Source organism: Nitrincola salilacus, assembly GCF_046271865.1.
In the GTDB taxonomy this organism is placed as follows: Bacteria; Pseudomonadota; Gammaproteobacteria; order Pseudomonadales; family Balneatricaceae; genus Nitrincola; species Nitrincola salilacus.
In genome coordinates this window covers 1,975,759-1,989,174 of sequence record NZ_CP176580.1, presented here as the reverse complement: position 1 = coordinate 1,989,174, position 13,416 = coordinate 1,975,759, and the positions used below count along the sequence as shown (strand labels likewise).

Below are 13,416 nucleotides of genomic sequence, written 5' to 3'. Positions count from 1 at the left end.
ATTAATTTTGACGTGTTATAGAGATCTGGCGAATATTTGAAAAAAGTAGCGATTATAGTAATTCATATTGGTTTCTCTGCTAAAGCCGAGGCATCTACTGCTCGCCCTTAACTCTGATTATTATTCCCCGCTCGAACCGGTGAACTCAATCACCATTCAAACAAGCTGTATTCAGCATATAATGCAATCAAAACAGCTGCATAAGCGCCAGATGCTCTCCTAGTGCATAAGTACATACTTTGGTATCTGTATTACTTTGGTGGAGTTCTTCGATGTGGCTTTACAGGGACTGTTTTCGGCCCTGGTTTAGGAGATGGTTTCGGTGGAGTCGATGGCGGAGAGCGACGATGTGGTTTAACGGGGACTGTTTTGCTAGCCATTCTAATATCCTTTTAGTAGAGATTATGGAGTGTGCGTCCACATATATTCATATTCGTGATGAGGCAAAGGAAAGTAAGGAGATACATCACAATTCAACCTCCCGACACGCTACCGCCCGGCCCGTGCTCCATCACAGCAAGTCGGTACTTCCAGATTGTACATTTGAAATTAGACTATGATTTCTATGTGTGCAATTTTTTGCTGAATTTGCCCCAGCCCCCATCGCTGACTAGAATAGACCGCCTTGCACACGAACTTTTAAAGGCAGACGTCACCATGAGACTGGTTTCATTCAATACCAACAGTATCCGCATGCGGATGCACCAGCTGGAAGCGCTGATCAATACTCACCAACCGGATGTGATCGGTATTCAGGAAACCAAGGTGACTGATGAAGATTTCCCGCTTGCGGATATCGAGGCGCTGGGCTATCACGCGCATTTTCATGGTCAGAAAACCCATTACGGTGTTTGCCTGCTGTCTAAGCAGCCGGCTGTCATGGTTGAAAAAGGGTTTGTCACCGATGCTGATGATGCGCAGCGCCGCCTGATTCTGGGTGAGTTTGTCAGCCCCAAGGGCAATCCTTATATTCTGATCAACGGCTATTTCCCGCAGGGTGAGAGCATTACGCACGAGATCAAATTCCCGGCCAAGCGCAAGTTCTATGCGGATCTGCAACAGATGCTGGAGACGCGTTTCAGCCCGGATCAGGCGATTATTGTGATGGGGGATCTGAACATTTCCGGTGAGGATTGCGATATCGGTATTGGTGAGGCGAACCGTCTTCGCTGGCTCAAGACCGGCAAGACAAGCTTCCAGCCGGAGGAGCGTGAGTGGCTGCAGCGAATGAAGGACTGGGGGCTGCAGGACAGCTATCGGGCGCTTTATCCTGGGCGTGATGATCTGTTCAGCTGGTTTGATTATCGCAGCAAGGGGTTTGAGGCGGAGCCGAAGCGTGGCCTACGGATCGATGCGATCATGGCGACTGCGCCGCTGATTGAGCGCTGTGTTGATAGCGGTATCGATTATGCGGTGCGGGGGATGGAGAAGCCGTCGGACCATGCGCCAGTGTGGACTGAATTCGACTTCTGATGTTTAGCTGCTGACAGCACTGACACAAGCCGGTCAAGACACCGGCTTTTTTACGACCATGATGTCGCAGGGCAGTGAATCCAGCATCCGCTCGACGCTGCTGCCGATCAGCAAGCGGTCAATAAAGCCGCGTGCGAAGAATCCCATTACCATGATGTCGATCCGTTCCTCTTCGGCAAAGCGTGGCAGTACTTTGTGCGTTTCCCCTTCCAGCAGGTGGATACAGCTCGGCTCCAGATCGGGATCGAACTCGGTGATAATCTGATGCAAGCGTCCCTTATGGCGCTCGCTGACCTTCTCCTGCAGGCTGCGATAGTCCGCTACCCCGCCCTCTTCGATAATCGCCGATTGCGGCAGCACATTGAACACATGCACCACATGCAGTTCGGCCCCCAGCAGGGTTGCCAGCATCTCGGCGGTATCCAGTATCTGATTATCCAGTGAGCCCTCTTCATCGTGTAGATGGAAGGGGTCGATCGCGGCGGCTATGCGCAGATGTTCGGGCCAGGGGTTATCTTTGGTCAGCAGCAGTGGGAAGGGACATTCACGCAGGATCTGCCAGTCCTGAGGGGCCAGCAGGTAGTGCAGTAGATAGGGGTGTTGTGCGAGTTGATGCAGCACCAGATCGGGTGCGTAGCGCTCCACCTTGGTGATCACCCCTTCCGCCTGATGGCGCGACCAGGTCACGTCGGTATCTGTCGCGATGCCGCTGCGATTGAGCCGTTTGGCCAGTTGATCCAGATGCGCTTCGGTGCGTTGCATCTGTTGGTGCTGCACACTTTCGCGCGCTTCACTTTTCAGCAGGTTGAGCGAGCTCAGCGCGGCGTTGTAGCAGCACTGAAACAGTTCGATATGTGAGCCGGTCATTGCTGCCAGGATTTTCGCCTTATGCAGCAGCACATCATGGTCTGCCTCGTCGCTGAGGTTGACCAGCAGCCGGGTAATCGTGTCCATGGTACACCTCTATCAGCGTGAAGCTGTCTGGTGGTTCTATTCTCGCTCTCGCAGAATACTGAAGGCTGTATATTGGTTATCCCACTCCTGCAGTGTCGAGACCACTTCGGCTACATTGGCCAGTTCTGGCCCTTTGTTGAGCCAGGCCTCGACATGGCGCACACTTTTCTCCTCGCCACAGAGCAGCGCCTCTACGCTGCCATCCGGTCGGTTGCGTACCCAACCAGTCACCTGATTGGCCTCGGCCTGTTCCTGTGTGAAACGACGAAACCAGACGCCCTGCACGCGGCCTGTTACTATGGCATGCAAACAGATCTTAGCCATCTATTAGCCCTCTGATATAGGCCCTCTGATATAAGCCCCCTGCTATCCTCAACTGATATTAGCCTCTGCTGATTAAAAAGATATTATCATTTAGCTTAGTTCAGACAGGCTCAGAGGTCGCGGAATCAGATCGTCATTCCTGAGCATATTGTACTAGCCTTAACTATGTAGATATCCTACTTAAGGGTAAGCAATGAGATGGACCCCTCCTCACCTCACCGGCATCTATTGATGCCTTATCTCTAGGCATCAGACCCTAATGGGCTATTCGCGCACTGGATCCCAATCGCTTACACGAACTCAAGGCTCTTCATTCATAAAGGGTTTTTCCAATGCCGGTTCGACCTGTTTGCCATCAATCAAAATGCAATGCAATCTGGTGCTAGACGTCTCCTGTAAGGTTTCCGGTTATACTCAGGCGCGCGCTACTGTCAGGCTACCCGTTCATGCGCCAGTTGCTGCAAGCCCATCATCATAAGCCGCCGCGTTGTGTACCAATGCCCAGGCAATGCGGGCTGTTTTGTTGGCCAGTGCACCTGACAAAGCACTGGCTGTGAGCGGTCCTACGCCGCGCAATGTCATCAAACGCTTCGCCACAGGGTCTAGTCTGACATTCTCGGTAATCCGATCGTCAAGCGCTTTAATGCGGTCATCCAGATGACGGAGATCCTCAGCCAGCCCATTAAGCAGAACCCGGAAGCTATCGGTCAGCCCGTTCTCGGCGTCTTCAAGCCATCCCGGTAAGGCGCGGCGAAGATGCTGAATGCCTACCGAGGCGATAATACCGTACTCGCCCACCAGTCCTCGTACCTGGTTGGCTTTAGCCGTCCGCTGCCCCACAAGCTCTTCCCGAATACGGTGAGCGGCCTGAATGTCCTGCTGGGCAACAGTCTTGGGAGCAACAAACCGCATATTTGGGCGACTCATGGCTTCGCATATTGCCTCTGCGTCTACCCGATCGTTCTTGTTGCTCTTGACGTAGGGTTTGACAAACTGGGCCGCGATCAGCCGGACCCGATACCCTCGCTTCTGGAGCTCCCGCGCCCAATGGTGAGCTGAAGTGCAAGCTTCCATGCCAATCTCGGTGCCGGCCAGCACTTTCCGGCTGAGTGCATCAAGCCACTTGCTACGCGAGTACTTGCCTTGCCATTGGGTTTGATCGTAGCGGTCTACGCCATGCACATGGAACACTGACTTGGCAATATCAACACCGACGCGGATAATGTTCATTTGGGCTTCTCCTCATCTTTAAGATGGTTGACTGTTCACTCACCATTTTGGCACGTAGATGCCGGTGAGGTGCGGAGGAGTCCATCCCATTGCTTACGTACATCTGGCTGAAGGTGGACTAGGTCAGGATCTGAATGGCTATACTCGTCTACAGGTGATTCACGATGCGCTGCATGAGTACCAACGCCATCTGAGATCCCTTTCACTGGCGTCGAAAAATGGCAATCTGGATACCATTCCCGGCCATGAACCGGAACCCATCAACGCACTGATCTGACAGCCGTTCATTCGTCTGCCCTCAGGCTCTCTCATCCACTGGTGAGAGAGCCTTTTCGGTTTTGATTTGTGCTGGGGCGACAACTCACACTGCGATTTGGTCGGCACATGCAATCCACTCGATTTGGGGTGGCAAAATCACTGACTCAGGTAATAAGCTGAATAACCGCTGACTGAAATGTCGTTTTTATACGACAAAAAAATCAATAAACGCAATATTCCACCTCTTGCCCGTGATCAGGACAATGACCATGAAGCTAGATGCCGGTGAGGTGAGGAGGAGTCCATCCCATTGCTTACGCAGGCAGTCACCCTGGAGTCCACATCATGTCCCGGCGCTATCATTCACTGACTCTGAAATTTAACCTTTGTGCAGTCTCTGTCATTGCCGTTCTCCTGATCATCGGCTCTTGGACCTATTATCAGAGGAGCGCTGCCAGTTGGCACCAGACTCTATCAGCGCAGCAGGAAGATATTTCTGCTTTTCTAGGCCTATCTTTGCCGGAAGCCCTGTGGAACTTCGAATTAAACACAGTTGACCGTATCCTGAGAGCGACTATAGGCAGCGAAATCATCAACGGCGTGTATCTGGTTGAGAGTGGCCGCCTCAGCAAAGGCCTGGTGCTGGGTTCCGGTGGTGAAATCGTTACCGCTGAGCAGTTGCCGGATATCGGATCATTGAGAGAGGTGGCCCTGTTTTTTGAAGAATCCGGAAACGAGCCCATTGCATTAGTTTACCTTGAGACCAATCTCAACTATCTGACAGAGCGGCTTCGTGGCGTCATCTATTTTTCCGTTCTCAGCACCCTCGTGCTCATGTTTTCCCTGACCATTATTGTACACACGCTTCTGACCTTCCTGGTCAAGCGCCCTATTGTTCAGCTACGTGATGCTATGCGTGATATGGCCCAGCAAGACGGCGATCTCACCAAGCGTATACCTGTGAAGCAGCACAATGAAATCGGCAGCCTTATCAACCACTTCAATGAGTTTGTTGATAAGTTACAGCAATCCATCAGCTCAGTGGGGCGGGTGGCGCATGGGGTCGATGGTGCAGTAGAAAGAATGGATGAATCCTTTCATTCCAGCCGCAGGCTTGTGTCAGATCAGACCGTTGAGATCGACTCCATTGCGGCAGCTATAACTCAGAGCAGCACGACCAGCCAAGAGGTTGCAAACAATACTCAATCTGCAGCCGTTGCTGCAGAGAGCGTCGTCACCAGTGCAGACAAAACGCGCCAAGCCATGCAGAGCACCGTTTTAATTATTGAGCAGTTGTCTGAAAAAATCGGGAGAACAACGCTAGCCATGTCTACTTTGCAGGAAGATGTAGACAGTATTGGAGATATCGTAACAGTCATCAGGGGGATTGCTGAGCAAACAAACTTACTGGCGCTTAATGCCTCCATTGAAGCAGCTCGCGCCGGTGATCAGGGGCGTGGCTTTGCAGTCGTGGCAGACGAGGTGCGCAGCCTGGCGGCGCGCACGCAGGACAGCACAAAAGAAATTGAACAAAAAATGGAACGCTTGCGACTCAGCTCCGAAAGAGGGAGAGCCCAGGCCCTTGAAGGTAAGGAGTCGAGCAAGGCCTGCATGGATCAAACTCAAGATGCAGAAAGATCACTGAGTGTTGTTTTTGAAGCAATGAATCAGATTAACGACATGATGTCGCAGATAGCCACCGCCGTTGAGGAGCAATCACAGGTCAGTCAGGAGATCAGCCTGAATATCAACCGACTTTCTGAGCTGTCTCAGCAATCCAGTGATCAGCTTGATGAATCGGCATCGGTCAATAAGGAGGTACGTGAGCAAACTCATGCTTTAAAACAAAATCTTGCCAGTTTTCGCTGGCAGTAGAACATCAACTTTCGAATGAACTCGTGCTAAGGATACTATTATGCAATTGAAATCAATAAAAAAATCGAGGTGGGTGTACCATCTGACAATGATCCTGGCTTTATTGTCCTCTGTTATGCTGAGCCATGCTCAGGCATCACAAACCGTCACTTTTGCCAGCGGTGAGTGGGAGCCATATCAGGGTGAAGCGCTTGACGCTGGTGGGCCAGCGGCAAAGGTGGTATCAGAAGCCTTTGCCAGCCAAGGGTGGACTGTAAAGTATCAATACCTGCCTTGGGCACGCGGCTTGGAGGAAACCAAGGCGACAGGACTGGATGGAACCTTTCTTTATAGTTATAACGCCGAGCGTAATAAGGACTTTATCTACAGTGAACCGGTCATTGAGCTGGAAACTGTGGTTTTCTACTGGAATGAGCGCCCCCTGAGCTGGAAAAACCCTGAAGACCTCAAAGGAAAAACCTTGGGTGCGGTAGTCGCTTACGAGTACGGCTTCGTTACCGAAGAGGCTGGCTACAAGCTGGACAGAGTTGGTGTGCCTGAAAACAACTACCGGAAATTACAAGCAGGGCGTGTAGATGGTGTAATGGAGGAGATCCAGGTTGGCTTGTCTCTCGCACGCGCTGTAGGTGTGGCAGATAGCATGTCATACGACCCTCAGCCCATCAAGGCTGTGCCCTATCATTTGATCGTTTCCAGAGCACATCCTCAGGCTCAGGCAATTATCGACACTTTCAATGCAGGCCTGGAGCATCTGAAATCCACAGGACGCCTTAACGAGATTCTGTACCAATAATACAAATAACCCATATCACTGAAGGTGAACCAAAATGAAGAGACACGCCCTGGCTTTTGCAATCGCAGCTTCATTGCTAACGCTGACATCATTTTCGAAAGCAGAAACGATTTATTTGACCTCCCTGGACTGGCCGCCTTATTCCGGTGCAGAGCTTTCTAGCCAAGGTGCATCAGTTGCTGTAGCCAAGGCTGCATTTGAAGCTATGGGTCATACATTGGTAGTTGAATTTTACCCATGGTCACGTGCTGTCAATATGGCAACCAACAACGACAAATATCTTGGCTATTTCCCGGAATATTTATACGACTCAGATGAATTTCTGTTCTCAAATCCAATGGGAGTTGGACCTTTAGGCTTCGTCGAGAATGCAACCAAGCCTATCGCCTGGAACAACATGAGCGACATCACAGCTTTTAGTATTGGTGTGGTGCAAGGCTACGTGAATACAGAAGATCTCGACGCTATGATTGCAGATGGAAGTATCAAAGCCCAGGCCGTGACCTCTGATGCTCAGAATGTATTAAAAGTTGCTGCTGGTCATATAGATATGGCAGTCATCGATAGCAACGTTCTGGATTACCTTCTCAAAAACGATCCTCAGGTAAGCGCTACCGCCGACAAAGTAAGGATGAACGACAAACTACTAGTAGACAAAGAGCTGTTTATGGCGTTCAAAAACAATGCCAATGGTCAGAAATGGCTAGATGTTTTTAATGAAGGCCTAACCAAAATAGATGTAGAAGCCATCATGGCACAGCATATGTAATGTCACCTGATGCTCAATAGCAATTCTACCTGAGTACGCGATTTAGTCCGTTACGACGTGCATGATCTCAGCAACCGATGCGGGTAAAGTCGTCGAGCAAACGCACGGGTTCGCTGCTAGCATGTGACGGGCCATGGTCAAATAGTACCGAGGGGTGATTGTCGAGGCAGAGCCCCTCACTGGCGCGTCCAGTCGACTACCTGTTGGCTCCAGAGGGGCTGATTCACATGTGTTACGTTATTCTTTGTTGCCAAATTTAGATTTACCAACCTTAGCCAAAAGAGCCACTATGGTAATGACCAGCATTATCAAAAAAGCGTATTGGCCAAAAATCTGGAAAGCACCCCATGCCAAAGCAGCGATCACCACACAAGCTATTAAAATCAATATGTTATTTAACATTATGCGTATTCGAAGCTTGAGGGTGAACTTTTAGCCCGAATTCCAAAGCTGTTTCTGAAGCTGTGGCCTTTATTCAAAACTTGTGGATTTTTTGTATAGAAGGCAGCGAACCCGTCAAAATGCAGCTTATTTTGGCGTGTAAACACAAAGAAATCTGCTATGCGAGAGCCGCACGCCAATGAACGACCACTTGCGACTGCGATACTCCCGATAGCTGCTCCTGTATATGCCGCTGCGCCAAATGAAGCCGCAACAGCTAATTTCTCCAGACCTACAGTTGCGCCAATTAGCTCCCCTATTGTGGCTCCCTTACCTAAGGTTGCCAAAGTTCCCACAAGAGTAGATGCTGTTGCTACAGCCGTTTGATATGTATCGAATAAACTTGAGGGCACAGGCAACCCTAATGCCTTCATATTTTCGTCAAAGTACTTTTTGAAATCACCTGGTTTATAGCACTGGCTCATGACGCATCCCCTGCCAGGCTGTCAATAAAGACACCATTGGAACCACAGGTACAGGTGGTCGGAATGCTATGACTGGTAGTAAACGAATAGACGTGCTTTTCGCCTAAGTGTACGGCGGGCTTGATCATGAAACGCTCCTTGTTGATAAAGCTCATGCCGAACCCCGCATGAGCCTGCCAATGACGTGTGTGGCAGTGGCCGGACTATAACGCGATTTGAATTGTTTGCCAAATACAGATGCTGCGTGTTGGCAGGGGCTCAGGAGAGCCCCAGAATATTCCCCTCCTCATCCAGACTGATCTGCTCTGCCGAGGGTTTGCGCGGCAGCCCCGGCATGGTCATGATATCGCCGCACACCACCACTAAAAACTCTGCCCCACCGGACAGACGCACTTCCCGAATCGGCACCTCATGGCCATAGGGCGCGCCCTTGAGGTTGGGATCGGTGGAGAAGCTGTACTGCGTTTTGGCCATGCAGATCGGGAAGTGTCCATAGCCGGCCTGCTGGTAGTCGGCGATCTGCTGGCGTACTTTTTTGTCGGCCATGATGTCGTGAGCGCCGTAGAGTGTGGTGGCGATCACTTTGATTTTGTCCCAAAGCGGCAGGTTGCTGTCATAAAGGGGCGCAAACTGGCTGGTGCCGTTCTCGGCAATCTGGACGACCTTCTGCGCCAGCTCCTCAGCACCCGCACCACCCTCGGCCCAGTGGTTGCAGATCGATACCTCGGCTCCATGCTCCTGCACAGCCGCCAGCACAGCATCCAGTTCTTCCTGTGTATCACCAGTAAAGCGGTTGATCGCGACCACAACCGGCACGCCAAAGGCTTTTACGTTACGAATATGCCGGGTGAGGTTGGCGCAGCCCTTGGTGACGGCTTCGACGTTTTCTGCAGCCAGGTCTGCCAATGACACGCCACCGTGCATCTTCAGCGCCCGCACGGTCGCCACCACCACCGCGGCCGATGGTTTGAGCCCGGCTTTGCGGCATTTGATATTGAAAAACTTTTCGGCTCCGAGATCTGCCCCGAAACCTGCTTCTGTGACCACATAGTCACCAAGCTTGAGCGCGGTGGTGGTTGCCACCACGGAGTTGCAGCCGTGCGCGATGTTGGCAAACGGGCCGCCGTGCACAAAGGCTGGCGTGTTCTCCAGCGTCTGTACCAGGTTGGGTGAGAAGGCATCCTTGAGCAGCACAGTCATGGCGCCATTGGCTTTAAGATCGGCCGCCGTGATCGCTTCGCCATCGCGGTTGCGCGCGACAATGATTTTGCCCAGCCGTTCGTTCAGCTCGATCAGATCCCGCGACAGGCAGAAGATCGCCATCACTTCGGACGCGACCGTGATATCAAAGCCATCCTCGCGCACAAAGCCATTACCTACGCCGCCCATGCCGTTGACGATATGGCGCAGCGCACGGTCATTGATATCAATGACACGCCTGATCTCTATCCTGCGTTGATCAATGCCGAGCTCATTGCCCCAGTGAATATGGTTGTCCAGCATCGCGGCCAGCAGGTTGTTGGCGCTGGTGATGGCATGAAAATCGCCGGTGAAGTGCAGGTTGATATCCTCCATCGGCACTACCTGGGCATAGCCACCACCGGCCGCACCACCCTTGATACCGAAACAGGGCCCGAGGCTTGGCTCACGCAGGCAGATCACGGTTTTGTGGCCCAGCCGCTTCAGCGCGTCGCCCAGCCCCACGGTTGTGGTGGTTTTGCCTTCGCCGGCGGGTGTCGGCGTCATGGCGGTGACCAGTATCAGCTTGCCATCTTCCCGGTTGTGCAGGTCACGGATGAAGGCATTGCTCAGTTTGGCTTTGTAGGGGCCGTACTGCAGCAGTGCTTCAGCCGGTATCGTCAGACTGTCAGCAACCTGGCTGATCGGTTGCATCTTCGCCGCACGGGCGATCTCAAGGTCGGAGGGGACTTGAGGCATGAATTTACTCCCTTAGTTCGTACTTTATTATTATTCGGTTTTCAGCGGGTCATCCTGCTTGGCGAAGCCCGTTTTGATGGACGCTGAATCGGCCTGTTCGGCTTCTTTGAGCATGGATTCCTCCTGCTCTGTTTCTTCCTGTTTTGACTCGTCCCGATCTGACTCATCGGGTGCAGAGCTATCTGACAAAGATTGCTCTGATAAAGAATGATCTGGCCCAGCCTCGCTGGAAAAAAGCTTCTGCAGCGGCAGGTCGAGCATGCTGGTGCGCGTATCCCGCACACAGCTCAAGCGCTTGCTGACCTCTGTACACCAACCCGGTATTGGTGAGTCTATCTGATCCGGCAATGGCCAGGGCAACAGCGCCTGTAACTGATCGATCGTGAAGCTGCTCAGATCGCGCGAGAGTAAATAGCTCCCCTCCTCTGTACGCCTGATCACGCCGCCTTCGGTCAGCAGCTGCACGTAACGATCCCAACGCCCTTGATCCAGGCTTTCGGTACGTTTGAGCAGTGTACTGTCTTGCAGTGGCACCCCACGCTGCTGCGCCTGCCAGAGCTGGTACAGCACCGACAACACGGTATACAGATGTGGCTCACGTTTCTCGTTGCCGGCTTTGTGATAAATAGTCAGATATCGGGTCAGCTCGGCTCCCAGCAGAATGATCACCCAGCAGATAAATATCCAGGCCAGAAACAGTGGCACGGCGGCAAAGGCGCCATAGATCAGTTGATAGGAGGGGAACTGTGTGACAAAAAAGGCAAATCCGCGTTTGGCCAGCTCGAAGGAGATGGCAGCCATAACGCCACCGATCAGCGCATTAACAAGCGGTACCCGACAATTGGGGATCGCTGCATAAAGCAGGGTAAAGGCAACGGCAGACAGCAGCATGGGAATGAACGACAACACACGACCATGCCCGACGACATCGGTGGCAGTGGTATAAAAGGGTAGCGCCGTGACGTAGGAGGTCAGCAGGATACCCAGCCCCAGCAGCAGCGGCCCCAGGCTCAATATCGCCCAGTAGAGCAGAAAGCTCGACATCCCTTTGCGTGGCTCGGTGACTCGCCAGATGCGATTGAACGCAGCCTCGATATTTTTCATCATCATGATCGAGGTCACGACCAGAAACACGACCCCGATTGAGGTCAGCGCCCGCGCGTGCGTGGTGAAATCGCGCATGTAGTCATACACCACCTCGCCGGTCGCAGGCACAAAATTATTGAACACCCACTGCTGCATCGTATCGCCGACGCCCTGAAAGGTCGGAATCGCCGACAGCATCGCATAGGACACGGTCAACAGCGGCACCACTGCAAACAGCGTGGTATAGGTCAGTGCGGCTGCATTCAGCACCCCTTGGTTATCACGAAACTGCCGTGCCAGATCGATCAGAAATTGCAGGGCCGGCGGTATCGACCAGTTTTTAACAGTTACCGACCAGTCTTTAAAACTCACATATCTCTCCTGTCTGCCACTCACCCTTAACTCTGTAGTGTTGATGTGAGTGAGGTTCCTTTATCAACGCTTCCTCTGAGGTATACAATAGGCCGCTTTGAAACTCAACGAAAGAGGCATCCGTCTGACATGATCCTGTATCACAATCCACGCTGTTCCAAATCCCGTCAGACCCTTGAACTGTTACAGAGCAAGGGCGTTGAGCCAGAGGTCCGTGAATATCTGAAGGATGTGCCCAGTGTTGACGAGCTCAAGCAGGTGTTGAAAGCCCTGGAGATCGCCCCACGTGAGCTGCTGCGTCGCAAAGAGGACGAGTACAAGATAGCAGGCCTGGAGGATATGAGCCTGAGTGATGAGGATGTGATCGAGGCGATGACGCGCTACCCCAAGCTGATTGAGCGCCCGATTCTGATCAATGGTGACAAAGCCCGCATCGGCCGCCCACCTGAAGCGGTGCTGGAGATCCTGGCGTGAGTGATCCCTATCTGCTGATCCTCTATTACAGCCGTCATGGTGCAACGCGCAGCATGGCGCAACAGATGGCACGCGGTGTCGAGATGGCGGGGATTGAGGCGCGTCTGCGCACGGTGCCGCCCGTTTCAGCCACTTGCGAGGCGACGGCTCCGGCCATTCCTGAATCCGGCGCGCCTTATTGCACCCACGATGATCTGAAAAACTGCGCTGGCCTGTTACTCGGCAGCCCGACCCGCTTTGGCAATATGGCGGCGCCACTGAAGTACTTTATCGACTCCACAAGTAGCCTATGGCTCTCTGGCGCAATGATCGACAAACCGGCCGGGGCTTTTACATCCAGCTCCAGCCTGCATGGCGGTCAGGAAACCACGCTGATGACCATGCTGCTGCCATTATTGCACCACGGCATGGTGATTGCCGGCATCCCCTACAGCCAGGATGAGCTGTTCCAGACCACCGCCGGCGGTACGCCTTACGGTGCCAGCCATGTGGCCGGTGAGGACAGCAATCGTGAACTGGACCCGCGCGAAATAGCGCTGTGCCAGGCGCAGGGCAAGCGGATCGGCACACTGGCACTGAAACTGTTAAAGGACAGAACATGACACTGGCACAGAAAACCACCCTCAGCCGAGCACTCACCCAGATCAGTTACTGGGGTTTGCTACTGTTGCTCACACTCTGGTTCATGTGGATCAGTCCGGCGACCAGCGATAACCCTTCGGTGATCTGGCTGATTCATGTGCTGCCCATCGCGGCCTTTGCCGGTGTGATCATCAAGGGCACGCCTCGCGGGCACGCCTGGCTCTGTTTTGTCATACTGGTTTACTTTATGGAAGCAGTGCTTGCGGCACTGACTCCCCATTCGCAGATCTTCGGTATTCTGTATGTCGTGCTGGTAACAACGCTGTTTATCAGCGCCATGCTCTATGCACGCTGGTATAGCCAGTGGCAGCGCAGCCTGAATCAGCCAGCCACCGACTGACACCCTCTCGCCAGAACCCAGC

Annotated in this window: 14 protein-coding genes; 8 read left to right on the top strand and 6 right to left on the bottom strand. The window is 52.7% G+C overall.

Annotated elements, in window-relative coordinates; genetic code table 11:
* Window positions 1–657: 657 nt before the first annotated feature.
* Window positions 658–1,473, top strand: coding sequence for an exodeoxyribonuclease III (gene xthA / locus ACK3CJ_RS09380; protein WP_409526155.1), 816 nt, complete (start codon window positions 658–660; stop codon window positions 1,471–1,473).
* Window positions 1,474–1,506: 33 nt separating this feature from the next.
* Here the strand turns inward: xthA and ACK3CJ_RS09375 are convergent, their stop codons facing one another.
* The 3 genes from ACK3CJ_RS09375 to ACK3CJ_RS09365 form a co-directional block, all read right to left on the bottom strand.
* Window positions 1,507–2,427: a universal stress protein gene (locus ACK3CJ_RS09375; protein WP_409526154.1), complete on the bottom strand. Its 921-nt coding sequence runs from the start codon at window positions 2,425–2,427 to the stop codon at window positions 1,507–1,509.
* A 36-nt stretch (window positions 2,428–2,463) separates the two neighbouring features.
* A complete protein-coding gene (locus ACK3CJ_RS09370; protein ID WP_409526153.1) occupies window positions 2,464–2,751 on the bottom strand; it encodes an acylphosphatase in 288 nt (95 codons plus the stop codon).
* Between the two features lie 444 nt (window positions 2,752–3,195).
* Window positions 3,196–3,981, bottom strand: coding sequence for an IS110 family transposase (locus tag ACK3CJ_RS09365; RefSeq protein ID WP_409526152.1), 786 nt, complete (start codon window positions 3,979–3,981; stop codon window positions 3,196–3,198).
* A gap of 58 nt (window positions 3,982–4,039) precedes the next feature.
* On the opposite strand from ACK3CJ_RS09365, the gene ACK3CJ_RS09360 reads away from it, so the two are divergent.
* The 4 genes from ACK3CJ_RS09360 to ACK3CJ_RS09345 all read left to right on the top strand — a co-directional run bounded on the left by ACK3CJ_RS09360 (window position 4,040) and on the right by ACK3CJ_RS09345 (window position 7,676).
* The gene (locus tag ACK3CJ_RS09360; protein WP_409526151.1) at window positions 4,040–4,258 is read left to right on the top strand and encodes a hypothetical protein; all 219 of its coding nucleotides are present in this window, start codon (window positions 4,040–4,042) and stop codon (window positions 4,256–4,258) included.
* A gap of 686 nt (window positions 4,259–4,944) precedes the next feature.
* On the top strand, window positions 4,945–6,114 hold the full coding sequence (locus ACK3CJ_RS09355; RefSeq protein ID WP_409526150.1) for a methyl-accepting chemotaxis protein: 1,170 nt from the start codon (window positions 4,945–4,947) through the stop codon (window positions 6,112–6,114).
* A gap of 88 nt (window positions 6,115–6,202) precedes the next feature.
* Entirely contained in the window at window positions 6,203–6,907 is a 705-nt protein-coding gene (locus tag ACK3CJ_RS09350; protein ID WP_409526149.1) for a substrate-binding periplasmic protein, read from the top strand.
* Window positions 6,908–6,941: 34 nt separating this feature from the next.
* Complete coding sequence (locus ACK3CJ_RS09345) at window positions 6,942–7,676, top strand: substrate-binding periplasmic protein (protein WP_409526148.1); 735 nt, start codon at window positions 6,942–6,944, stop codon at window positions 7,674–7,676.
* A 401-nt stretch (window positions 7,677–8,077) separates the two neighbouring features.
* Here the strand turns inward: ACK3CJ_RS09345 and ACK3CJ_RS09340 are convergent, their stop codons facing one another.
* The 3 genes from ACK3CJ_RS09340 to ACK3CJ_RS09330 form a co-directional block, all read right to left on the bottom strand.
* A complete protein-coding gene (locus ACK3CJ_RS09340; protein ID WP_409526147.1) occupies window positions 8,078–8,542 on the bottom strand; it encodes a hypothetical protein in 465 nt (154 codons plus the stop codon).
* Window positions 8,543–8,800: 258 nt separating this feature from the next.
* Window positions 8,801–10,480, bottom strand: a complete 1,680-nt coding sequence (locus tag ACK3CJ_RS09335) for a formate--tetrahydrofolate ligase (protein WP_409526146.1) — start codon at window positions 10,478–10,480, stop codon at window positions 8,801–8,803.
* Between the two features lie 30 nt (window positions 10,481–10,510).
* Window positions 10,511–11,938: a YihY family inner membrane protein gene (locus ACK3CJ_RS09330; protein WP_409526145.1), complete on the bottom strand. Its 1,428-nt coding sequence runs from the start codon at window positions 11,936–11,938 to the stop codon at window positions 10,511–10,513.
* Between the two features lie 129 nt (window positions 11,939–12,067).
* On the opposite strand from ACK3CJ_RS09330, the gene arsC reads away from it, so the two are divergent.
* Genes arsC through ACK3CJ_RS09315 form a run of 3 tightly spaced genes read left to right on the top strand, consistent with a single transcriptional unit; the run spans window position 12,068 to window position 13,394 of the window.
* Window positions 12,068–12,412 carry an arsenate reductase (glutaredoxin) gene (gene arsC, locus ACK3CJ_RS09325; protein WP_409526144.1) on the top strand — a complete coding sequence of 115 codons (345 nt, stop codon included), beginning with the start codon at window positions 12,068–12,070 and terminating at the stop codon, window positions 12,410–12,412.
* A gap of 53 nt (window positions 12,413–12,465) precedes the next feature.
* Window positions 12,466–13,014, top strand: coding sequence for an NAD(P)H:quinone oxidoreductase (wrbA, locus tag ACK3CJ_RS09320; RefSeq protein ID WP_409526572.1), 549 nt, complete (start codon window positions 12,466–12,468; stop codon window positions 13,012–13,014).
* Window positions 13,011–13,394 (top strand): DUF2069 domain-containing protein, encoded by a 384-nt coding sequence (locus ACK3CJ_RS09315; protein WP_409526143.1) that lies wholly within the window; start codon window positions 13,011–13,013, stop codon window positions 13,392–13,394. Before wrbA ends, ACK3CJ_RS09315 begins: the two co-directional genes overlap by 4 nt.
* Window positions 13,395–13,416: the final 22 nt, after the last annotated feature.

What these genes read in the sequence shown, in the direction of transcription:
- xthA (WP_409526155.1), top strand. Translation starts at nt 658, where the DNA reads ATGAGACTGGTTTCATTCAATACCAACAGTATCCGCATGCGGATGCAC.
- ACK3CJ_RS09375 (WP_409526154.1), bottom strand. Translation starts at nt 2,427, where the DNA reads ATGGACACGATTACCCGGCTGCTGGTCAACCTCAGCGACGAGGCAGAC.
- ACK3CJ_RS09370 (WP_409526153.1), bottom strand. Translation starts at nt 2,751, where the DNA reads ATGGCTAAGATCTGTTTGCATGCCATAGTAACAGGCCGCGTGCAGGGC.
- ACK3CJ_RS09365 (WP_409526152.1), bottom strand. Translation starts at nt 3,981, where the DNA reads ATGAACATTATCCGCGTCGGTGTTGATATTGCCAAGTCAGTGTTCCAT.
- ACK3CJ_RS09360 (WP_409526151.1), top strand. Translation starts at nt 4,040, where the DNA reads ATGCCGGTGAGGTGCGGAGGAGTCCATCCCATTGCTTACGTACATCTG.
- ACK3CJ_RS09350 (WP_409526149.1), top strand. Translation starts at nt 6,203, where the DNA reads ATGATCCTGGCTTTATTGTCCTCTGTTATGCTGAGCCATGCTCAGGCA.
- ACK3CJ_RS09345 (WP_409526148.1), top strand. Translation starts at nt 6,942, where the DNA reads ATGAAGAGACACGCCCTGGCTTTTGCAATCGCAGCTTCATTGCTAACG.
- ACK3CJ_RS09340 (WP_409526147.1), bottom strand. Translation starts at nt 8,542, where the DNA reads ATGAGCCAGTGCTATAAACCAGGTGATTTCAAAAAGTACTTTGACGAA.
- ACK3CJ_RS09335 (WP_409526146.1), bottom strand. Translation starts at nt 10,480, where the DNA reads ATGCCTCAAGTCCCCTCCGACCTTGAGATCGCCCGTGCGGCGAAGATG.
- arsC (WP_409526144.1), top strand. Translation starts at nt 12,068, where the DNA reads ATGATCCTGTATCACAATCCACGCTGTTCCAAATCCCGTCAGACCCTT.
- wrbA (WP_409526572.1), top strand. Translation starts at nt 12,466, where the DNA reads ATGGCGCAACAGATGGCACGCGGTGTCGAGATGGCGGGGATTGAGGCG.
- ACK3CJ_RS09315 (WP_409526143.1), top strand. Translation starts at nt 13,011, where the DNA reads ATGACACTGGCACAGAAAACCACCCTCAGCCGAGCACTCACCCAGATC.